At 54.5% G+C, this 21,253-nt stretch carries 27 protein-coding genes; 23 read left to right on the top strand and 4 right to left on the bottom strand.

The features are described from left to right. Positions 1-2 precede the first annotated feature (2 nt). The 3 genes from B6A39_RS09955 to B6A39_RS09945 are packed head-to-tail and all read right to left on the bottom strand — an operon-like array spanning position 3 to position 1,385. On the bottom strand, positions 3-293 hold the full coding sequence (locus B6A39_RS09955; protein ID WP_083004828.1) for a hypothetical protein: 291 nt from the start codon (positions 291-293) through the stop codon (positions 3-5). 12 nt (positions 294-305) lie between these two features. Next, on the bottom strand, positions 306-824 hold the full coding sequence (locus tag B6A39_RS09950) for a hypothetical protein (protein ID WP_083004824.1): 519 nt from the start codon (positions 822-824) through the stop codon (positions 306-308). A 48-nt stretch (positions 825-872) separates the two neighbouring features. After that, positions 873-1,385 (bottom strand): hypothetical protein, encoded by a 513-nt coding sequence (locus B6A39_RS09945; RefSeq protein WP_083004821.1) that lies wholly within the window; start codon positions 1,383-1,385, stop codon positions 873-875. A gap of 64 nt (positions 1,386-1,449) precedes the next feature. On the opposite strand from B6A39_RS09945, the gene B6A39_RS09940 reads away from it, so the two are divergent. The 22 genes from B6A39_RS09940 to B6A39_RS09840 all read left to right on the top strand — a co-directional run bounded on the left by B6A39_RS09940 (position 1,450) and on the right by B6A39_RS09840 (position 17,063). Next, complete coding sequence (locus tag B6A39_RS09940) at positions 1,450-2,484, top strand: PriCT-2 domain-containing protein (RefSeq protein ID WP_083004819.1); 1,035 nt, start codon at positions 1,450-1,452, stop codon at positions 2,482-2,484. Then, positions 2,484-3,947 (top strand): primase-helicase family protein, encoded by a 1,464-nt coding sequence (locus B6A39_RS09935; RefSeq protein WP_083004816.1) that lies wholly within the window; start codon positions 2,484-2,486, stop codon positions 3,945-3,947. Before B6A39_RS09940 ends, B6A39_RS09935 begins: the two co-directional genes overlap by 1 nt. Positions 3,948-4,192: 245 nt before the next feature. After that, a complete protein-coding gene (locus B6A39_RS09930; RefSeq protein WP_083004813.1) occupies positions 4,193-4,570 on the top strand; it encodes a hypothetical protein in 378 nt (125 codons plus the stop codon). 258 nt (positions 4,571-4,828) lie between these two features. Continuing rightward, entirely contained in the window at positions 4,829-5,407 is a 579-nt protein-coding gene (locus B6A39_RS09925; RefSeq protein WP_198036701.1) for an N-acetylmuramoyl-L-alanine amidase, read from the top strand. 25 nt (positions 5,408-5,432) lie between these two features. Next, a complete protein-coding gene (locus B6A39_RS09920; protein ID WP_083004808.1) occupies positions 5,433-5,756 on the top strand; it encodes a phage holin, lambda family in 324 nt (107 codons plus the stop codon). Further along, complete coding sequence (locus B6A39_RS09915) at positions 5,753-6,184, top strand: hypothetical protein (protein WP_083004805.1); 432 nt, start codon at positions 5,753-5,755, stop codon at positions 6,182-6,184. The genes B6A39_RS09920 and B6A39_RS09915 overlap by 4 nt, the downstream gene beginning before the upstream one ends. Then, positions 6,144-6,323: a hypothetical protein gene (locus tag B6A39_RS18910; protein WP_442906224.1), complete on the top strand. Its 180-nt coding sequence runs from the start codon at positions 6,144-6,146 to the stop codon at positions 6,321-6,323. The genes B6A39_RS09915 and B6A39_RS18910 overlap by 41 nt, the downstream gene beginning before the upstream one ends. 118 nt (positions 6,324-6,441) lie before the next feature. Then, on the top strand, positions 6,442-6,996 hold the full coding sequence (locus tag B6A39_RS09910) for a terminase small subunit (RefSeq protein ID WP_083004800.1): 555 nt from the start codon (positions 6,442-6,444) through the stop codon (positions 6,994-6,996). 22 nt (positions 6,997-7,018) lie between these two features. Further along, entirely contained in the window at positions 7,019-8,944 is a 1,926-nt protein-coding gene (locus tag B6A39_RS09905) for a phage terminase large subunit family protein (RefSeq protein WP_232318689.1), read from the top strand. After that, positions 8,941-9,162, top strand: a complete 222-nt coding sequence (locus B6A39_RS09900; RefSeq protein ID WP_083004794.1) for a hypothetical protein — start codon at positions 8,941-8,943, stop codon at positions 9,160-9,162. Before B6A39_RS09905 ends, B6A39_RS09900 begins: the two co-directional genes overlap by 4 nt. A 3-nt stretch (positions 9,163-9,165) precedes the next feature. Further along, complete coding sequence (locus tag B6A39_RS09895) at positions 9,166-10,824, top strand: phage portal protein (RefSeq protein ID WP_083004790.1); 1,659 nt, start codon at positions 9,166-9,168, stop codon at positions 10,822-10,824. Between the two features lie 39 nt (positions 10,825-10,863). Continuing rightward, positions 10,864-12,087 carry a S49 family peptidase gene (locus tag B6A39_RS09890; RefSeq protein WP_083004787.1) on the top strand — a complete coding sequence of 408 codons (1,224 nt, stop codon included), beginning with the start codon at positions 10,864-10,866 and terminating at the stop codon, positions 12,085-12,087. Positions 12,088-12,126: 39 nt separating this feature from the next. Beyond that, the gene (locus B6A39_RS09885; protein ID WP_083004783.1) at positions 12,127-12,477 is read left to right on the top strand and encodes a head decoration protein; all 351 of its coding nucleotides are present in this window, start codon (positions 12,127-12,129) and stop codon (positions 12,475-12,477) included. 45 nt (positions 12,478-12,522) lie between these two features. Next, positions 12,523-13,563 carry a major capsid protein gene (locus B6A39_RS09880; protein WP_083004780.1) on the top strand — a complete coding sequence of 347 codons (1,041 nt, stop codon included), beginning with the start codon at positions 12,523-12,525 and terminating at the stop codon, positions 13,561-13,563. Between the two features lie 67 nt (positions 13,564-13,630). Beyond that, positions 13,631-13,924, top strand: a complete 294-nt coding sequence (locus B6A39_RS09875; RefSeq protein ID WP_083004777.1) for a hypothetical protein — start codon at positions 13,631-13,633, stop codon at positions 13,922-13,924. After that, a complete protein-coding gene (locus tag B6A39_RS09870) occupies positions 13,924-14,229 on the top strand; it encodes a head-tail joining protein (RefSeq protein WP_083004774.1) in 306 nt (101 codons plus the stop codon). Before B6A39_RS09875 ends, B6A39_RS09870 begins: the two co-directional genes overlap by 1 nt. 9 nt (positions 14,230-14,238) lie before the next feature. Beyond that, positions 14,239-14,841, top strand: coding sequence for a hypothetical protein (locus B6A39_RS09865; RefSeq protein ID WP_083004771.1), 603 nt, complete (start codon positions 14,239-14,241; stop codon positions 14,839-14,841). Next, positions 14,838-15,245, top strand: a complete 408-nt coding sequence (locus B6A39_RS09860) for a phage tail terminator protein (RefSeq protein ID WP_083004767.1) — start codon at positions 14,838-14,840, stop codon at positions 15,243-15,245. Before B6A39_RS09865 ends, B6A39_RS09860 begins: the two co-directional genes overlap by 4 nt. Positions 15,246-15,261: 16 nt before the next feature. Next, positions 15,262-15,471, top strand: coding sequence for a hypothetical protein (locus tag B6A39_RS09855; RefSeq protein ID WP_083004764.1), 210 nt, complete (start codon positions 15,262-15,264; stop codon positions 15,469-15,471). Beyond that, entirely contained in the window at positions 15,431-16,366 is a 936-nt protein-coding gene (locus B6A39_RS09850) for a phage tail tube protein (RefSeq protein WP_156886217.1), read from the top strand. Before B6A39_RS09855 ends, B6A39_RS09850 begins: the two co-directional genes overlap by 41 nt. A 14-nt stretch (positions 16,367-16,380) precedes the next feature. Continuing rightward, entirely contained in the window at positions 16,381-16,725 is a 345-nt protein-coding gene (locus B6A39_RS09845) for a hypothetical protein (protein WP_083004757.1), read from the top strand. Then, complete coding sequence (locus tag B6A39_RS09840; protein WP_083004753.1) at positions 16,695-17,063, top strand: DUF1799 domain-containing protein; 369 nt, start codon at positions 16,695-16,697, stop codon at positions 17,061-17,063. The genes B6A39_RS09845 and B6A39_RS09840 overlap by 31 nt, the downstream gene beginning before the upstream one ends. Positions 17,064-17,115: 52 nt before the next feature. On the opposite strand, the gene B6A39_RS09835 is transcribed toward B6A39_RS09840, so the two are convergent. After that, the gene (locus B6A39_RS09835) at positions 17,116-17,607 is read right to left on the bottom strand and encodes a hypothetical protein (RefSeq protein WP_083004749.1); all 492 of its coding nucleotides are present in this window, start codon (positions 17,605-17,607) and stop codon (positions 17,116-17,118) included. 173 nt (positions 17,608-17,780) lie between these two features. On the opposite strand from B6A39_RS09835, the gene B6A39_RS09830 reads away from it, so the two are divergent. Further along, positions 17,781-21,251 carry a tape measure protein gene (locus B6A39_RS09830; protein ID WP_083004745.1) on the top strand — a complete coding sequence of 1,157 codons (3,471 nt, stop codon included), beginning with the start codon at positions 17,781-17,783 and terminating at the stop codon, positions 21,249-21,251. The last annotated feature ends 2 nt before the right edge of the window (positions 21,252-21,253 follow it).

Below are 21,253 nucleotides of genomic sequence, written 5' to 3'. Positions count from 1 at the left end.
TGCTAGCTATTTATTTCCCGAATACCGTTCACTGTGATCGCACAAAGCAATGTGGAGTTCGGATCGGATATGCTTACACGCTCGCCGCCGGGTTTGATTGCGAAAAGGCTAGCTGCTGGGTAATCCATTTCCAACAGTCCTGCATCTTCAAGCTTTTTGCAGGAGGAAACCAGTTCAGCGAGTGGTCGCTCTTCGAACGATTCAGGTTCAATGGGCACCCAATTATGAGCGTGGTTATTCTCACTGATGTAGTTGAGAATAGATGTTTGCAGATCAGAAGTTTTCTCGCTCATATCAAGGCTCCGTTAGTTTTCAAGTGCTCTGATGATAGCTCCCCAAGCGCTGGGTGCTTGATCAAGCCCGTACCCTATCAACTTTTGTGTCAGTTGCCTCATTACTTCTTCAGGCATTTTTCGAAGGCTGTTTATCAGGCTGGACTTCTTATCTGGCGTAATGTCCTCGTTGTTATTGATCTTCGACTCGATGAGGTCGCGGATCGTATCTACGTGAAGTTTAACGGTAACAGTACCGAGGATGGCGGAGAGACCACCATCGTCTTGTATGAAATCCATACCCGCTTCAGTGATGCGAACACTTCCATTAGGTTTGTTGCCGTTGAATTTTCTCTCACCATAAGTATGTCTGAGGCTGAAAGGATCACTTCTACCGAGTTCCACCAGGCCATGCCCTTCAAGGTAATGCAGATTCACGCTATCGGGGTGGTGGAGATCAGTTTGATCAAAGAAGTGATCAGCCGGCTCCGGATACCTTTCTGCAAGCTGATTCAGCAAATCACGCTGGCTTCCTCGATCAAGGTGCTTCATCGAAAACATCCTCATACATTGAGTAAAGGGCACTCTGTTAATTGCAGTTCAACTGGTCAACCATTGACTAAGCTGCTGAGCTGTGACGGTTCCCTGATCCAAACCGTAGCTGATCAAGCGAGTAGTGAGCTGTTTCAGGCCTTCTTCCTTCATGCCTTTGAGGGCTTCACGGAGGGCCGGTTTTTCATGCTCTGGAATAGAAGTACTCTGGATGATTTTAGCGTCAATCAGCTGTTGAATTGTGGTGGCATCCAGTCTGATCACTTGAACATTGAGTTCGCTTGTCAATCCTCCATCTTCCTTCAAATAATCAAGCCCCTTGGTCGTAATAGAGCCGTAGATCTGCTGTTCAATATCACCGCCCACAGCCTCTACATGGCTAGCTGCGCGTTTGGACTCAATTATGCCAGTAAATTCAGCGAGGCCATGCTCCTGCAGATAGAAAGCCGACGTGTTCATATCGTCGAAGCTCATATTCAATTCATATGGCTTCAAGGCTTTAGTGCTCATATAGCTGTCGTTAAGAAAATTCAGTATTTTCAAATATTTTTTGCGATCCATGTTCATTCATTCCAAAAGTTTATGCTGACTAAAGCTAGTCCACAGGGCTTTGTTTGGGGGTGTCATGCTGACTGATCTTCTTAGCATAAACGAATTACGCTTAGCTTTGACACACATTCCTGCAGATGACCGCGAGACGTGGGTGAACATCGGTAATGCCGTCAAAACCGAGTACGGCGATGATGGCTGGTTTGCCTGGGATGAATGGAGTCAGGGCGGGGAGAGCTACAACGCGAAGGATGCGCAAAGCGTATGGCGTAGCTTGCAGGTGGGCAACAACCGCATGGGCACCATTATCCACCATGCACAGCAGAATGGGTGGAAGCGGGAACGCAAAGAGATGACTGCCGCCGATCGCAAGCGGATGAAGGCTGAGCAGGAAACTCGGCGCAAAGCTCGCCAAGCCGAGATCGAGGCCGATGAACAGCGCCGTGAAGCGATGCGGGACGCGGTGGCCATGGCGTGCCGCCACTTCATCAAAAAGCACTGCGTGCGGGAAGGACAATCTGCGTATCTGGACGCTAAGCAGGTGGGGGCGTTTGGCGTGTGGTTCCCGCGTTGCTCGGTGGTTATCAGCATTGACGACCAGGCGCAACGTGCGGATGTGTGGCCGGGCATGGAGGTGAAACGGTTTTTTGATGACTTGCCCCAGCCGCGCCCCGACCATATCTCATTTATGCGTATTCAGCAGGGCGATGTGGTGATACCACTGCGTGATGTTAACGGCAAGGTGGTCTCCATTCAGTTGATTAAGCCTAATGGCACTAAGCTGTTTCCGAAGTATGGCCGGAAGGCAGGCACTTGGCACCGCATTGGTGATGCGAGTGAAGCTGACGTTGTGGCGGTGGCTGAAGGCTACGCAACGGCGGCCAGTATTCACATGGCGACGGGGTGGCCTGTGGCTGTTGCTCTTGATGCGGGTAACCTGCAGCGCGTTGTGCCACTGCTTGGGCAGCTGTATCAACAGGCGCGCTTGGTGATTTGCGGTGATGATGATCCGCAAGTGAAGGATAACCCTGGTCGCAAGAAAGCCGAGGAGATCGCGCAAGCCATGCATGCGGTGGCGGTGTTTCCCCAGCTGAGCCAGGAGGCTGCGTAATGGCTGATTGGAATGACCTGCATGTTGCTGAGGGCTTGGATGCTGTAAGGCAACAGTTGTTTTCTGCGCTTGAGGCGGCTAACGATAGTAGTCAACCTCTCCCCATCGCCCCCTCTCTGGAGTGCGGTACCAGTGAAATAGGTCAAGGGCAGGATAGCGCGCCCACGCACACGCCGGAGGGGCAGGGGGAAAGCCAGTATGGCGTTCGCATCCGTAAAGATGACATGCTGCGCCACTTTCGGCTGATTTACGGCACGGATTTAATCTGGGATGGCATGCGCGGCAAGTTGATCCGAGTGCCCCATGTTCGTGAAGCGGTGGGTCGTGAGACGTTCAAAGAGTGGCAGGACCACCCGTGGCGCATGATTGCCGAAGATGTGGTGTTTGACCCGACTGAGGAAGTGGATCCGCGCTTGAACGTGAACTTGTATGACGGTTTCAAGATGACGCCAGACGAACGGGGTGCCGATGGCTGCGAGTTAATTCGCGCCCATATCTATCGGCTATGCGGTAAGCGTGAGGAAGAGTTTTGGTGGTTGATGAAGTGGATGGCATTACCGCTTCAACAGCCTGGTACCAAGATGGCGAGCGCAGTTCTGGTGCATGGTGCTGAAGGTACGGGGAAGTCGCTGTTGTTCGAGGGCATCTTAAAGCGTATCTATGGCGAGTATGGTGTCACGATTGGGCAGGCTCAGCTGGAAAGCCAGTTTACGGGCTGGCAGTCACGGCGGTTGTTCGCGCTGGCTGAGGAGGTAGTAAGCAGGGCTGAGAAGGCGCATTACAAGGGCGTTCTCAAGCACGTAGTAACGGGCGATGAGCTCCAGATCAATGAAAAGAACATGCCGCTGCGCAGTGAGCAAAACCATGTGAATTTCGTATTTCTGTCTAACTCTACGGTTCCCTTGGAGCTTGATCTGGGGGATCGGCGCTATTTCGTGCTGCATGTTGAGAATGTGCCGCCGGCGGACTACTTCGAGAAGCTGGCCGATGAAATTGACCAGGGTGGCGTCGAGGCGTTTTACCATTACTTGCTGAACCTGCCATTAGACGACTTCAAGCCGCATACCAAGCCGCCACTTTCTGAGGCGAAGCAACGGCTGATCGATTCTAGCCTTTCGCCTGCGCGCTTCTTTATTTATGAGTGGCGCAATGGTGATATCCCAGATTTGCCTTATGGGGTGGTGGCAGTGCCGGATCTTTGGAAGGCTTTTTTGCGATGGTGCGAGAACACCAATGAGTTCAAGACTAAGCAGCGTTGGTTCTGCGATGAGGTAGCAAGGGACATGCTAAGGGATCGGCGGGATATTCGTTACCCAGCCAGCAGCGGCGACTTCAAAACGACGCGGCTGTTCGTACCGCCTGAGTATGCGGACAAGATCGGTAAGAAGGGCTGGCCTGACTTCGCGGCTGAGCAGGCGCGGGCGTTCCGTTTCCGGGTGGAAGTAAAGCATGAGGCCACTTGATGATGATTCCGACAGTCAGACAGACATTCAGACAGACTTTCAGACGCAAGAATCCCGCCGTTATGCGGTTTCCGACAGTCCGACAGACTTTATCCGAGTAGCCCATGCGCGCGCGTACGCACATTACTAACCCCTTTATATTTCTGTCTGAATGTCTGAATAATTAAATAAGTTATTAATTAATATAATGAATTTAATCAGACAGATATTCAGACAAAGAGTCAGACAGTCAGACAGAGGCCGTTATGATCAAGGAAATCGACGAATTGCTACAGCACTGGGCCGATCAGCTGAAAGGGCGGGGAATGCGTCAATGCTCACCTCTGGGACGCTTGGCGGAGTTCGGCGGCGTGATGCCTAGCGGTGGCCCGAAGGGCTCGCGTGATCTGCTCGGGCTAGGTGATATGGATGATGCTGCATGGGAAGTCCAGCAGGCCGTCAACGGTCTGAGCGATGAGCTTCAGGTGTTGGCCCACGAGCATTACCTGTGGAATGGCTACAACGATGCAAAGGCGGCACGTCTCGGACTTGCTGAGCGCACGTACTACGATCGCCTCCACAAGCTGCACATCGAGATCAGAGCCCAGCTGCGTAACCGTAGTAAGCGAACAAAAAGACGTTAATCATTAAGTTTTTCGATGCTTGCCCAACCATGCCTAACGCTGTAATTGGATTTATCGTTTGGCATTAAAAACGGCTTGATGCCACCGCAGTCAAGGGCCACCATTCAGCTATCGTCTAGTAATTGCGCCACCTAGAAGCCCCAGCCACCCACTGGGGCTTTTTGTTGGGCGCTAGACAACAAGTGCTCCCGTCCGTGGTGGGCGGTGCCTCGCATGGCTTCGGCTGTGCGGGGCATTTTAATTTTAGGAGGAAGGCCAATGGGCATGCGGTGGATTGATCACGTCAACGCGGTGCCTCAGCGGTCACCCCAACGCAACACAGTGATGCTTTCAGCAGGGCATAGCGACACGGTGCCGGGGATCGTTGCCAACGGCTATAAAGAGGCCGATATCGTTCTGCAGTTTCGGGATGATGTTAGTGCGCGGCTAGATGGCTTGGGTATCCGCCATGTGTTGGATGGCGACCCCGGCGAGAACCTGCCGTTGCGTGATGCAGTGCCGATCGCTAATGCGGCTGATATTGCGATTGAGTTTCACACCAACGGTGGTGGTCCAGGTGCTACCGGCGTTGAGACGTTATCCCGCGCTCATAACAAGCCGCTGGGTGCTGAGCTTTGCCGTGTGACTGCTGGTTTGTTAGGCATTCCCAACCGTGGGGCTAAGCCTGAGAACGCTGGGTACCACGAGCGCTTGGCGTTCGTGAGTGACGGCGGCGGCATTATTCATGAGTTGTTCTTCTTATCTAACGCTAACGATCTGTACCAGTTCAAACAGCATTATGACGCGCTGGTTGATGCGGTGGCAGGCGTGATCGCGGACGCGGCGCGGGCGGCGTGACATTCATTCAATAAAGAGTCTTCTCATGCCGGGACGTGACCCTAACTTATGGCAGGCGTTGTTGACGTACATCGCGCTGGTTTGGCCTCAATTGTATGCGACTGGTTTGGCGTTCGTAGTGGCGTTAGTACGAGGGCTACATGCGGGCAACAAGGCTCGGCAGTCGTGGTTGGAAGCTGTGCTTTGCGGCTGCCTGACGCTCACGGCATTTCCTGTTTTGCAGTATTGGGGGCTACCTGCAAATTTAGCTGCTGCTATCGGCGGCGTGGTCGCTTTCAAGGGAACTGAGTGGTTCGGGCAACGTGCGGATCAAATCTTTGATAAGACCCTTGGAAGGTGGCTGAAATGATTAAGCGCATCTTAGGCAACTTGTCTGGCTGGATGGTCGCCGGATTGCTGGGCATCACGATCTTTGCGGGCATGCAGGCGCGGCAGTATGCGTTGCAGCTATCGGCAACCGAGACGCGATTAGCTCGGGCACACGATCAGGTAGAGATACTGCAGGAACACCAGCGCTGGCAGCGTGAGCAAATCAACACACTGAGTGCCGTGCTATCAGCACGTGATGAGCAGCTGCAGCGTGACACTGAGCTAGTAGACATGATGCGCCAGACGGCCCAGCAACTGGAGAGAGACGATGCAACGACTAGTGATTGGGCTGGGCAGCCTCTGCCTGCTGCTGTTGGCGACTGGGTGCGCGAGCTCCCCGAAGCCGGTGACAGTGCCAGTGCTGGTGATGCCGGAAGTGCCCGCGCATCTGGTGACGCCATTGAGTGAGCCGCAGCGCCGTGTGTCTCACAACCGCGACCTACTACAGCTGTTGGCTGACTATGAGTCACTGCGCCGCCGTGCCAATGCTGACCGTGCATCTGTCTATCAGCTGTTGCTTAAGCCGGGTTCGGCAGGTGAGCAATAACCGTGGGTCCTTCTGGCTAGGTAGCGCGGTATACGGGGGACGATAGCCGCGGAATTCGTGCAGCTAAAAAGTGTGCATGGCTTCCTTACTTTTATCTGATCATCAATAGGTTAGCAGCATGACGTCAGTTGAGTTGATCAACGTTTGTCAGCTGGCGTTGCTGAACTGGCACGCTGCTGGCTTGCCCGCATCGTTAAACAAGCGGGCGTTATCTGAGCTGCTTGAAGTCTCCGAAAGGACGCTGACTGACTGGCAGCAAAAAGGCTTGCCAGTGGCGGTGTCCGCTGGCCGTGGTGCCAGCAACGAGTATTCACCGGCTGAAGTGATGGCTTGGTTGATGGTTCGTGCTAACGACACTAGCCGCGAATCCGCGAAGGATCGCCTCGACCGTTTGCGCGGTGACCAGCTTGAACGCGAGATGCTGAAAGAAGATGACGTTCTAGTCATGCCCGAAGACTTGGATGTTGAGTATGACGCGTTGGTGGAAGCTGCCCGCGCTGAACTGTTGTTTAACATGCCCGATGCGTTGGCTGCTGAGCTAACGGCGATTTTGGGCGAAGAGGTGGATGTGTCTGTGATCCGCCGCCATATCGAAGATGCGTTAAGCACATTGAGTAACTATGAATCCAGCAGCCAACTTGAACCGGAAGATGCGGAGAGCGCTGAAGCGTAACGCTGCGCGATGGGCAAACAAGTTGGCAAAAAAGTGGGCCCCGCCAGAACGTATTGGCACTATGGATTGGGCAAACAAACACCGCTGGATGAGTGAAGTTGAAACAGCCAGGCCGGGTAAATATAGCATTCACGTTACGCCGGCACTGGCATTGCCCGGTGGCCCGCTGGAAGCGATCGACGATCCCAACGTTGAAGAGGTGTGCTGTCAGAAATCGGCACAGGTCGCGTGGACATCTGGCGTTTTAGGTAACGCCCTTGGCCGCTGGATCGACATTGACCCTTCTCCGATCATCGGCCTGTTCCCCAAAGACGGTGCCGCTAAAGAGTACGTAGCGGAAAAATTTGAGCCGATGGTGGAAGCAACACCACGGCTGCGCAACAAAATAGACCTACGCTCGCGAAAGCTGCAGCAACGCCAGCAGTTCAAGCGCTTCCCGGGCGGCTTCCTGAAGTTGGTGGGTTCCAATTCACCATCGTCGGTGAAGTCGACGCCCAGCCCCCGCGGCTTTGTCGAAGAGCCTGACGACTGCAACCTAAATCTAAAGGGGCAGGGTGATTCGATCCTGCTGCTCAAAGAGCGTGGCAAAACCTACGGCCGTGGTCGTAAGAAGTACATCATCGGTGGAACACCCACCATCGCGGGTATCTCTTCTATCGAAGCGGAAATGCAGTTAAGCGACAAGCGCCGCTGCCTGGTGCCGTGCCATCACTGTGGTGAATCGCACGAACTGAGTTTCGATAACTTGGTATGCCCGACGACGGCTGAGCAGCCGCATCCCATTTATGGCGCATTCCGGCCAGAGCAAACCGTTTACGCCTGCCCGCATTGCGGTAGCGAGTGGAACGATCGTGATAAGAACGCCAACCTGCGTAAAGGGAAATGGGTAGCCACCGCTGAGTTTCGCGGTGTGGCCGGTTACTACATGAATGAGCTGCTAAGCACATTCCCCGATTCTCGCTTTGCGAAGTTGATGGAGAAGTGGCTTTCAGCACAGCACAACGCTGAGCAGGGCGATTTTAGCGACCTGATCGTATTCACCAACAGTTCAATGGGCCTGGCGTATCAGTTCAAAGGTGATGCGCCGGAAGTTGATGAGCTAAAGGATCGCGCCGAAGAGTATGCAGAGAAAACCATCCCCCGTGGTGGCTTGCTGCTCACGGCTGGTATCGATGTGCAACACGACCGCCTAGCGGTGGTAATACGCGCCTGGGGCCGTGGCGAAGAAAGCTGGCTGATCTACTGGGGCGAGCTCTACGGCAACACGATGGATAAAGCCGATCCGGTATATGAAGAGCTAGACAAGCTCATGACCACCGGCTTTGAACATGAGAGTGGTGCATCGCTTCGGGTTTCTGCAGTGGGTATCGATAGCTCAGACGGCCACACCAGTGATGCTATTTATCACTACGTGCGAGCACGTCAGCGGCACGGCGTTATGGCCGTCAAAGGTGCCTCGCTGAATAGCGAGAACAAAGAGATCTTCAGCCGGCCGAAAATCTCAGACGACACGAATAGCAAAAACACAAAGGCCGATAAGTACGGCCTTCGCCCGTTTATCGTTGGTACCCATAAAGCTAAGGATCTGATTGACGCCCGCATACGGCTTAAGGGCACTGGCCCCGGTCGAATGCACTGGTACCAAGATGTTCGCCCCGACTACTGGGAACAGCTGACAGCGGAAGTAAAAGCGCCGCATCCGAGAAACCCACGTAAACGCGTATGGCAGAAGAAAGCAGGCAAGCCAAACGAAGCGCTGGATTGCGAAGTGTACGCCCTACACGCGGCGCGTAGCTGTCGTACTCACGTGTTAAAGGCAAGCGACTGGGACCGTCTCGAAGTCACGCTAACCCAAACAACCCTGTTTGAATCACCGGCAGCGATACACTCACCGCAAGCTACAGGCAAGCGGCGTGGACGCCGCGTCACACGGAAGAGCAGCTTATGAGCACCGAGACCTATGCCGAACGCCTCATTAAAGTACGTGAAGCGATCGATAAACTGCTAACCGGCTCACAGTCATGGAGCTTCAACGGTAGGCAATATACGCGAGCTAATATTTTCACCCTTGAACGCATGGAGCGTCATTACGCAAAAATGGCGGCTCTTGAGAAGCGAGCAGCATCAGGCCGTGGGCGAAACCGCATTCGCTATGTGGGGTTTTAAGCAATGGGCATTTTTCCAAATTTAGGCAGCGCCCGGGCGAAGCTAGCAGAGACTCAAGCCCAGCAAGCGCTAGAGGAGATTCAACGCCTAAAGAAAACCCAGCCGAGCAGCCAAGCGAACGTGGGCAGCGAGACCCGCCACCGCGGTGCTAGCCGCATGATCCGTAGCATGTTGAGCTGGATCCCCGGCTTGGGTAGCCCCCGGCAGGATACGCCGACCAGCGAGCGGGAAACGCTGATTGCCCGGTCACGGGATGCCTACCGCAACCACATGCTTGGCCGTGCTGCGATTAGCCGTGCCGCTACCAACGTAGTGGGAATGGGGTTAACCGTTCGCCCGAATGTAGACGGCAAAGTGCTAGGGCTGGATGACGACGCCACCGACGCCCTCAATGATCAACTGGCACGCGGCTTCGCCCTTTGGGCGCAGGACCCAAACGAATGCGATGCGGAAGCCACGATGGACTTCTACATGCAGCAACGGCTGGCCTTTGTCAGTGCGCTTGCCAGTGGCGATGTGTTTGGCTTCACGCCGTTTGATAAACGAATAGGCGGTCTGTTTGGCTTAAAGCTGCAGTTAGTGGAAGCCGAACGTATCGGCAATCCCTCAAACATTCTAAACACGGAACACGAGCAAGATGGCATTCGTGTGGATCGGCTAGGCAGGCCAACCCATGTGCGGCTGTGTAGCGGTTACCCGAACGATCAACTAACCCGTCATACGTGGGACTGGGTACCCGTGTTCGGCGCCGAAACTGGGCGCCGGAGGATACTGCAGTTAATGAATGAAAAGGACCGCCCCAGCCAAGTGCGTGGCGTTCCTTACCTGGCACCGATCCTGGAGGCACTGCAGAAATTAGAACGCTTCAGCCAGGCAGAGCTAACCGCCGCTGTTATCAGCGCGATGTTCACGGTGGCCATTACGCATCAAAACGGAGAAGAAGAGCAGGGAATTGGCGGCGCAGCCACAATGTGGGATGAGCAGAGCAACGATCCCAATAAACCAGCGCGTCCAGTGGTGCAGAGTAACCGCGACCATGAACCGGAAGGGGACAACCTGACGTTAGGCGAAGGCGCAGTCTGGGATTTGGAAGATGGCGCCACACCGGTACCGATTAGTTCCAACCGGCCAAACCCTGAGTTTGATCCGTTCTTCATGGCCGTCGTGAAACAGATTGGCGCAGCACTAGAGCAGCCTGCTGAAGTCATTTTAATGCACTTCTCTACTAGCTACACCGCAGCTCGTGCGGCGTTCAACCAGCTGTTCAAGTTCGTAAAACAACGCCGTCACCATTTGACCGTGCAGTGGTGCCAGCCGATTTATGAGCTGGTCATTGATGAGATGGTGGCAAACGGAATGATCACGCTGCCTGGGTACCGAGACCCGGCAAAGCGCCGAGCCTATGTTCGCTCGCTTTGGATTGGTGAGCCGTTAGGGTCGCTCAACGAACTGATTGACGCCCGTGCCGCGACGGAACGCATCGCCAACGGCACCAGTAACGAACACCTGGAAACGATGGCGCTGCACGGTGAGGACTGGGAAGACGTTCACAAAGACCGTGCCCGCGAGATCAAGCGTAAAAACGCAGATCGGGTGCCGCTCTATATCGGCGGTAAAGTTCATGAAGACGATGATAAACCTGAGCCACAGCACACCGCCTAAGCCCTGCTACTGAGCAGGGCTTTCCTTTGGAGATGATTAATGAGAACCGCATTGGAACTAGCGGCGGGTCGCCCGTGGCTGATCACCAGCGAAGCGCTCGATACCGTAATGGCGGTGGCTGATCGTCAGGGCGATGTAGAAGCACTAGAAACGCGCTTAGGCCGCTCGCTGGATAACACCCGAAGCGTCACTGTACGCGATGGCGTGGCGGTGATCCCGGTAACCGGCCCGATCTTCCGTTACGCCAACCTGTTCACTGAAGTCAGCGGAGCCACCAGTACCCAAGTGTTGGCGACTGATATTCAAACGGCACTGGATGATCCACAGATACGCGCCATTGTCATTAACGCTGACAGCCCCGGTGGTGAAGCTACTGGCATCAATGAGCTGTCGGAAATGATTTTTCAGGCGCGTGGCACTAAGCCAATCAAAGCGTATGTCGGTGGGCAAGCGTCAAGCGCCATGTATTGGATAGCCAGCGCCGCCGATGAAGTCGTGGTGGATGATACCGCGCAGCTGGGCAGCGTTGGCGTAGTACTGAGCCTGCGTAAACGAGAAGACCGCCCCGGTGAGAAAAGCTACGAAATCGTATCCAGCAACGCGCCCAACAAGCGGCCTGACCTAGAGACTGAAGCGGGCATGGCGCAGCTGCAGGCGCGAACTGATGAGCTGGCCAGCGTGTTTCTCGACAAGGTGGCCCGCAACCGCGGCATCCCTCGCGAAGAGGTCAACGACCGTTTCCGCCAAGGTGGTATTGCTACCGGTGCGCTGGCCATCGAAGCGGGTATGGCTGACCGCCTTGGATCCCTTGAATCCCTTATTGCCGAACTGGCCGGTTCCTCTGCCAGTAACCAACCCAGGAGCATCACTATGACCACCGTGAAAACCACGGCAGAGCTGCAGGCAGCGATCGAGGCCGGTACCGACCCTAAAACTATTCAAATCGCCGCGGCTGAAACCGTCGATACCGACAAGCTGCGTACTGAAGCGGCTGAGGCTGAACGCCAGCGCTGCATCGGCATTCAAGCCTTGGCAATGCCTGGCTTTGAAAAAGAAGTCGCGGCGGCCCTGGCCAATGGCGACAGCGTAGAAGCCACCGGCCTGGCGCTATTCAAAGCGGCTGCGGATCGCGGCATCAGCCTGCAAAGCATTAAAACCGACAGCACTGAAGCCGGTACCACCACGCCGCCTAAGGATGGCGATGCCGCCGAAACTGAGCGTGCCCAGGCGGTGGACGCCATTTCCAAGCGCTGGGCTAAGTAATAAGCCAGCACTATATCCTTTACTGATAGGAGCAAGCCCATGCCTGGCATGACGCAAACAGCCCACCGGCACCGTCAGCTGGTTGGCGGTGAATTCCCGATCCGATTCGCAACAGTGATGATTGCAGCGGGTGAAGTACTAGAACAGGGCAGTGTACTTGGTGAAGTCACTGCCGACGAAGAGTACAAGCTGAGCGCGTCCGCCGCCGCTGATGGCAGTGAAGCGCCCAGCGTAGTCCTCTGGGAAGACGTAGACGCAACCGATGGCCCGGTGCCTGCGGAAGTAATGCTGACCGGAGACCTACGCTCAGCGGCGCTAACGCTTGGCGAGGGCCACACCATCGAGTCGGTGCGCAAAGCACTGCGCCGCTGGTCGTTGTTCGTTCACTAAGCAAGCGCTTAGCGAAACCCTCTTAATTTACTCCGGGAGAACCCCATGGACTTATTTGAACTCCGCACGATGCTGGCGGCGGTGGAGCGTATGCCGCGCCCGCGTCGTTTCCTGACGGCGACCTTCTTTGGTGCCGAGCCGATTGTGGCACCGACTGAGCATATCGATATTGACATCATTAAGGGTAATCGCCGCATGGCCCCCTTTGTCCGGCCCAATCGCCCGGGGTCAGTGGTTGACCGTACCGGTTCGGTAATGCGTAGCTACAAGCCTGCTTACGTTAAGCCGAAAATGCCGACGCGTGCAGGAAACCTGCTAACCCGCCAAGCAGGTGAACATATCTACTCGGCGCGTACGCCATTGGAGCGTGCAGGTGACCAGTTGGGCCGCGATATGCAGGATCTGGATGATCGTATCAGTCGCCGCGAAGAGTGGATGATTGCGCGGGCGCTTACTACTGGCCAGGTGCATGTCATCGGTGATGGCGTTAATGACATCATCGACTATCAAATGGATGCCGAAAACTTGGTGACCGAAGCCACGCTTTGGACAGCAGCCGGTGCTGATCCGATTGCTGATTTGCGGAAGTACAAGCGTCGCGTCTCGAAGAAAAGTGGCCGTACTGCCAATGCCTGTGTGATGAGCGCGGAAGCGGCGGATGCTTTTCTGGATAGCGAAGAGGTATTGAAAAAGCTTAATACCCGCCGCGTTGATATGGGCATGATCAAGCCTGAACAGCTACCGGATGGCGTGACCTACCTGGGCTACATCAATGACCCTGGCCTTGATCTGTACTCCTATGACGAATGGTTCACACCGGACGGTGAAGAGGATGACAGTGGTTTGGAAGATGAGCCAATGATTCCCGCCGGCGGTTTGATCGTGGGTACCACTTCAAGTCGTAACTCCATGCTGTATGGAGCTATCGAAGATGTGGAAGCAATTGAAGGCGGCCTGTTCGATGTCGATCGCTACCCGAAAAGCTGGACTGAAAAGGATCCCGGTGTTCGCTGGCTGATGATGCAGTCCGCTCCCATCCCCGGCTTCCACGAACCTGACGCTTTCGTTTACGCCAAAGTCGTCTAACCACCCCGCAAAGTGCGGGGTGATTTGTTTCTGGACAGTCAATTCTAGATAAGCAGCGGAGGTTGTCATGGCAGCTAAACAGTATGTGGTAGCGCGTGGGCAGATCGAAAAGGGTAAAGAAGTTCTCGCTAAGCTTGGTCAGCCCTATAAGCCCAAGGATGCCGCCGAAGAGAAACGCCTGGTGGATGCGGGCGTGATCGCTGAATTGGGTGCCCCTGCCAAGGGCAAGGGCACCAGTAAAGCCAAGCGCTCATCTACCCCGCCAGAAAATCCTGCAGGCGGTACCGGTGATGACGAAAACAGCAAAGGCGAGGGCACCGGTACTGGAGAAGGTTCTGGCAGTGGTGCCGGTGACGCCTGATGAGCGCCTTTGATGATGAAGTGCGCAGCGATATGACCAGCATCTTTCAAGATGCTGGTTTTCTTGCTGACTATCAGATAACGGGTGGCGCGGTGCTCTTAGGCAAGCTGGTGGTGCTGGATCGTAACTGGGAACCCTACAGCGCCGATCAGCAACTAGCAGGGCGCATCAACACGATCAGCGTAATGGTTGCCGATGTGCCTTCCAGTAATCAAGGCGACACTATCCAAGCGCCCGGCAAAACATGGATTGTGGAGGAAGTGCTTGAGGATGACGGCCATGTACGTCGCCTTTGGGTGACGTAGGAGGAGGTTATGCCGAATCTACAGTTTGATATACGCCAGCTGCAGGCGCTGCGTAATCGCTACGACCCTAAAATTGTCGATAAGGCACTTGACCGCAGTGTCAACGGATCGACACGCAAAGCGGCCACGTTTATCAGTCGCTACACGCGGGATATTTACGACATTAGCGCCGGTGACATTCGTCGCCGTATGCAGATACAGCGCGTTAACCGAGATGCATCTCGGGCGATTCTCTACACTGGGCGCCGTTTGCCACTTGCGCAGTTCAAACCGCGTGGGCGTTGGGTGCCGGTGAGCAGTGGCCGAAAGGTGCAGTCTGGCCCCCGCAAAGGTCGGGTTGCCCGCCGTCGTGGCGTGACGGTGCGTATCCGCAAGGATAACGGCAGGCAGCTAGTACAAGGCGGCTGGCACGCCAAAGGGCATATTCTGCGACGTCGAGACAAGGCAGATAACCAGAGTGATCCGCTCATGCGGTTTGGGCCGTCAATCCCTGAAATGGTCGGCAATCAACGTGTTATGGATGCCGCACAAGACATGGTAAGAGACGACCTGCCCCGGCAATTTAGCCAGCAAATGGACTACCTGCTAAGCCGTGAGGCCGCGAAAAAATGAACCAATACGACATTATCGATCAACTGATTGAACGCATACAGGAGCTATGCCCTGAGCTATCCAGCGTGGAAGAGGCGTGGTTTCACACGCCATTAGACGATTACAACGGACAGCTGCCCATGGCATGCCCCTACCTGGTTGCAGAGGCTGCCACCGGCGACGCGGAAACCCTGCGCCCCCGCCAGCGGGTAAAGCTGCGCTACGGCGTGTGGCTGGTCGCGCGTAAAGATGATTTCCGGCTGCGGAAGCAAGAGCTTTACGATGCTCTGTTTGGCTATCAAGCGGGGCCGCGCCACGACCCGTTGCAGTTCCACAGCGGCAAAGTCGAAGACATTAAAGGCTCTATCGTGTGGTGGATCTCTTATTGGGAGACCGATACCCACATGGTCAGCACCCCCGCTTAACCCAGGAGTTAATCCCATGCCCATTAGATCCGGTGGCAGCTACGTGCTTCGCGGAGGCGAGCCCGTGCGTGTCGCTCATAGCGGAAGTGGCCAACAGGTAAGCCTACCTAAAGAGCTTCCGCAAGATACCCAAGCGCCTGCTTCCAAGCAGCGTAAATCCCGTAACGAACAAAAGGAGACGGCTCATGCTTCGCACACGCAAGCGGATGCTTCTGGTAGCGCCTGAGCCTAGCTATGGCGTTGGTGCCGACATAGCAGACGCCAAACTGCTGCTAACAACCGAAGTTGACAGTAACCCGTATGAAGGCGACCGGGTAACTCGTGAGCGTCAAAAACAAACTTTTGGCGCTCAGCCTGAAATTAACGTGGCGCCGTATACAACGGTGACAACCACTATCCCATTATCGGGTTCAGGCACGGCAGGCACACCACCCATTTTTGGCATGTTGTTACGGGCCTGTGGTTTGGCTGAGCTCATCGTTGCGAGTGAAAGCGTTACGTATTTGCCCGCCACGGAAGAAGGCGAGAGCTTCTGCGTATGGTTTGTTGAGGATGGGCAAGTACAGAAAGTGCCTGGTGTGCGAGGTACGGTTGAAGCCAACTTTACCGCTAAGCAAGACCCAACGCTTCAGTTCACGCTCACTGGGTTATACAAACGCCCAGAGCAGTTAGCGGAAGCAATTAACAAGCAGCCAGAAGCATTTTCCGAAGAAGTCGCGGTTAACAAGCAAAACACCCCCGGGCGAAATGTGCATGGCTATCAAGGGTGTCTGCAATCGCTGTCACTTAACCTTGGTAACGAAGTGGTCGCGCGCAACCTACCGGGCTGCGAAAACGTGTTAATCACTGACCGTAACGTGACAGGTCAAGTTGAGATCGAAGCGCCCAATATTGCTACCAAAAACTACTTTCAAGCGATTGAAAGCCACCAAGGGGTTACTAAGGACCAAGTGTCTATCAAGCATGGCACCACGCCTGGCAATATTGTTGAAGTTGTCGGTACCAAGGTGCAGCTCTCTACAATTTCGCGTAACGATGCTAGCGGTATCCTGAATTACACCATGAGTACTCGTTACATCGAAGACCAAAGCGATGACGAAGTCGCCATGATTTTCACCTAAAAGGAGCATCGTATATGGCCTTTGTTGTTAAAAAATACGCTACGCATCGGGTACCGGTAGAGATCCACGTGCCCGATGAAGAGCAGCCCAGCACGATCCACGCGACTTGGAAGCTGCTGCCCTTTAGTGATTACCGAGAAACGTCTAAGCAGCTCAATTTGGGCAAGATGGACGATAGTGCCCTGGTAGAGCGTGATCTGATCAGCATGGATGATTTGAAAGATGACAAAGGTAAGCCGCTAGAATTTACCCCCGACTTGCTGGAAGGGTTGATGGAGCTAACGTTTTTTCGCCGCGCCTTGATTAACAGTTGGGTAACCGCTCAGGAATGCGGCCCAGAGGCCCGCGCAAAAAACTAGCCGCCCTTGGCCGCCACTGGGCAGTAGGCGGCCAAGGGGGTTCCTCATCGCTTGAGAGTGACGCGGCTGCCTTTGGAATTGCCCTAGCCACGGTGGAGCGTTACATGGAGCCGGATGAGGTAGAAATATGGCCCGAGCATCTGCAAGCGTGGGAGGTGTACAGCACGTGTGATAACCAGTGGCGGGTAATTACCGGCATTGGCGGTGTTCATTACCAGGGATTAGAGTTGTCCAGCGTCACCACGGCCATGGAGCTGTGTGGCGTAGAAGATCGGCGTGGCTGTATTGCCCAGGTGAGAGTGATTGAGGGCGGGGCACGTGAGGTATTGAATAGATAACATTATTAAGCCCTTGGCCTGATAGCAGAAGCTAGCAGACCAAGGGACCATGTTAGATGCTGTTGCTTAAGTGCCTATGCAAGCTGTTCTCAAGTTCGCCAGTACTAACGCATCTATCGGCACGCATTGTCTGAGGTATATTGTTCAGCACATCGCGAATCATAAAGGTACCGCTTCCAAACACATTAGGCTGAACATTGGCGCCACTGCTGGTTTCCCTGACTAGCACATTAATATTGGCTACCACTGTTTGATCAAACATTACATGCATGTCACCAGGGCTAATTACGCCACAATCAACCTGTGTATAGCTAGATCCTAGGCTGTAGTCTGAGCCGATAATTCCTGAATCTTTCTCAATATTTTTAATAGGAATATTGTTGATGGCGAACCAATCAACGGTTGCTTCCCAAACTTTATCAAAATCAGCATTGTAGATCTGAGAGTAGTTTTTCTCTTGGTCAGATGGAGGCTGATATGAGGGCCCAGCACAGCCTGCTAAGAGCATTGCTGAAACAGCTGTCAATATGACTTTGTTTCTCATTTATGTTCCCTTTTTTTAAGTTAAGTGCGCTTTGCGTTGCCAATAATGAATTATTTGATTAGTGAAATCTAGAAAGTTATTAGAAAGCCGACGTAAAAATCGGCATAACTTTGAAGCTAATAATCCAGCACGCTTAAGCGTGTTTTTTTACGCCCGTTATTTGAGGTATTTCTATGTCGCGCGAAATGCAGACCCGGTTTGTTATTAATGGCGACGCCAGCGGAGGCATTCGCGTCATGCGTCAAATGCGTGATGAAGTCACGGGTTTGGGCAAAGAGCTGGATAATAGCGGCCAGCGCTCTCAGAAATTCGGTAAAGACGTTCAAGACACTAGCCATCAAATTGCGTTTCTAAAGAACACAGCACTAAGCGCTGGTGTGGCGCTGGCGAGCATGTTCACTGCGCGCAATGTGATTGGTACCGCTGATGAGTACTCGCAAATGGCGTCCCGAATTCGGCTGGTGACTGAATCGACGCTCGAGTACGACATGGTGCAGCAGCGAATGATGCAGACCGCCCGCAACACCTACAAGCCACTGATGGATATTTCAGAGCTGTTCGTCAATACCGTGCGGCCTCTGAAAGAAGTTGGTTTTGCCACGCGGGATGTGCTGGATCTAACCGAAGCACTTTCGGCGGGGATGGTTATTAGCGGTACCAAAACGCAAGACTCGACCTCACTGATCGACCAGTTCGGCAAGGCGATGATCGCCGGCAAGTTGCAGGGCGACGCCTACAACGCGGTGATTCAGAACGCGCCGCGCTTGCAGCAAGCGCTGGCGGAAGGGCTGGGGGTAACCACGCGTGAACTCAACGAAATGGCAACTGCCGGAAAGTTGACGGCAAACGTTGTGATGCCCGCCTTGACAGGTCAGGTGGCGACCATGGTCGAGGAGCTGGAGCGCATGCCCACCTCGGTTGAAGATGCCAGGGTGGTGTTTAATAACGCCTGGATGCAGTACATCGGCCAAGCGAACGAAGCGCATTCAGCCACCGGCGTGTTAGCGGCGGGCATTGAATTAGCTGCCGATAACATCGAAACCCTGGCGGAAGTAGGCATGGCGGCGGGCGTTATTTTAGCGGGCCGTGGCGTGCAAGCCATGGGGTCGTACGCAGCCGCTGTTGTGAAACGTACTGAATCTGAGCGCATGGCAGCTGCAGCCACTAAGCGCCGCGCTGAACTTGATCAAGCGGCCATTATGCAAGCCCAGCGCAGGGAAGCTGCAGAGCGGGCACAAGCTGCCCTTGAGGCTCAGCGGGCTCAGCAGCGTGCTGTGAATGAGCGCACTGAAGCCACGCAAGATGTACAGCGCCTCCAGCGTCTGAATGCGCAACTGGCTGCAGAAAAGGCGTTAGCTGCGCAGCGCCTACAAAATCAGACAAGTGCTGCGGGAAGAATGCAGGTTCAGGGCAGGATTGCACAGCTAAACAGCACCGAACTGGCTACCACTAACCAACTCACTGCTGCAAATGCCCGTTTGGCACAGGCCAAAGCAACAGAGTTGTCCGCTACACGCATGGCTATACTTGCTAAGATCGAATACACGAGAGCAACAGCCTCTGCGACAACTGCGACTGTGGCACAAAGTGTTGCCGCCCGTGCGTCTGCTGTGGCGCATGGCTCGATGGCTGTAGCGACGCGCGGTGCCAGTGCAGCAATGGCATTAATGGGGGGTCCTGCAGGCGTCGCGCTATTGGCGACTTACGGGCTTTCTCGGCTTGTCATGGGTATGACAGAGACCTCACGCGAGGCCAAAGCTACTAGGCAAAGTATTTCAGATCTCTCAACGTCAGCAGATGACGCCGTTGCATCTTTTGAAAAACTGACACTTGCGCAGCGCAATATGACGATGCAAAACATCGCCAGTGAAATTGAGGATCAGGAAGCGCAGATGCGCCGTTCATTGGGCCGTATCTATACGCTTACACAAAGCTTTGCGATACCACGAGGTCTTGATAGCTACAAGAATTTACGCACCGCTATTGATGAGGTTCGGGACGGTATTCGTGAAGCGGGAACATTGGCTGAGCTAGTTAAAGATAACTTTATAGTTCCTGACTCGCATATCAATACAGTCAATGGCTTAGCGGCTGGTTACGATACATCAGCACAATCCGCCGATGGGCTAGCAGAACGACAGCGACACCTTGAAGGTGCCTTCACCTCGACCACCAGCAGCATCGACGCCCAGACAAGGGCGATGGAAGGTAATCGCTCGGCGGCTAATGACTACCTAAAGCGCGTCAATGAATCCATTGCACAAATGATGGATCCAAGCAATGAGGGGCGTGCGCGCCGCTGGATTGCTTCCCAAGATGGCGGTGTGCCACCAGAAATTGCCACCGCTATTGTCGAAGCTGAGCGTTTCCGAGACCAGTGGGAAGCCGATCAAGAAGCCCGTCGCAAAGCAGAGCAGGAGGCCAGCGCAGCTGCCCGCAAGGGCGAGCAAATGGCCGCTTCTGCGCTTCGCGAACGTCAACGGGAAATGGAACGTGTTCAGGGGCTTTATGATGGCCAACTGGAAACACTGCAACGTGATATAGCCCTTCATGGTGAAATTGGTGAAGTTGCCAAGCTGCGTTATGAACTTGAGCGCGGCAATTTGCGCGACCTCAATCAAGCGCAGGCAGACAACCTGCTGCAGTTGCGCGAAGAGCTTTCGCTGCTGGAACGACGCTCATCGCTGATTAATACCTACGTGCCCGATCTTGAGCGCCTGAAAACGCTGCAGCGCGACTCGATGGCGATTGAGATGCTAGATCCTGGCCTTGGCAATTTGGCCGCTAAGCAGCTGGAGCGAGAGCTGGGCAACGTGGCCACGCGTGGTTTGCAGGTGCCAACATCACTAGATGCGTCAGTTTCCGGCCCGTTTGGTGAAGCCGCTCGCATGTCACAAGAGCGTGACCGTTATCGAGAGCAATATCAGCAGCGGCTTGAGGATCTGCGAGAGTTTAAAAAAGAAGAGTACGGCGTGCAGTCTGAGGCTCAGAGGGCGCTTGCTGAGTTGCAGAGGAAAAACGCGGACGCTGAAGCGCATTATGATCGTCAGATTCGTCAGGCACGTTTAGCGGGTAACGCAGCCATGTATGGCGATCTAGCCGGTTTGGCTAAAACATTTGTTGGTGAGCAGTCGTCAGTCTACCAGGGTTTATTTGCAGTACAGAAAGCCTATTCGTTAGCCAGCACGTTGGTGTCTAGCTATGACGCAATATCCCAGGCGTGGGCGAGTGCGCCTTTCCCCGGCAATATTCCTATCGTTGCTAAAACCGTGATGGAAACCGGCACGTTGCAAGCAGCCTTACAGGCAGTTCAGCCTGTAGGTATGTCGCATGCTGGTGTTGATCGGATACCCAAAGAAGGCACTTGGCTGTTGGATCAGGGCCAACGCGTCATGATGAGCCAGCAGGCCGATGAGTTGGACCGCTTTCTTTCCCGAGAGAAGCGGGCTGTTTCCAATAATGTGTCGAATAGTAAGAGCCAGGTGTTGCAGCTCTCGGTGCCGGTGACAGTTCAAGCAGCGCCGGGTATGTCAGATAACGATGCAGCCCGGCAAGGGCAGCAAATTGGCGATGCCGTTGAAACCAAGGTTATCCAAGTACTGCAGCGTGAACGGCGCTACGGTGGCTTGCTGTACACGGGGTAAGC

It is taken from the genome of Halomonas sp. GT, from assembly GCF_002082565.1.
Classification (GTDB): Bacteria; Pseudomonadota; Gammaproteobacteria; order Pseudomonadales; family Halomonadaceae; genus Vreelandella.
Note: the sequence above shows the minus strand (reverse complement) of the source record. Positions and strands in the feature narration are given on the sequence as shown.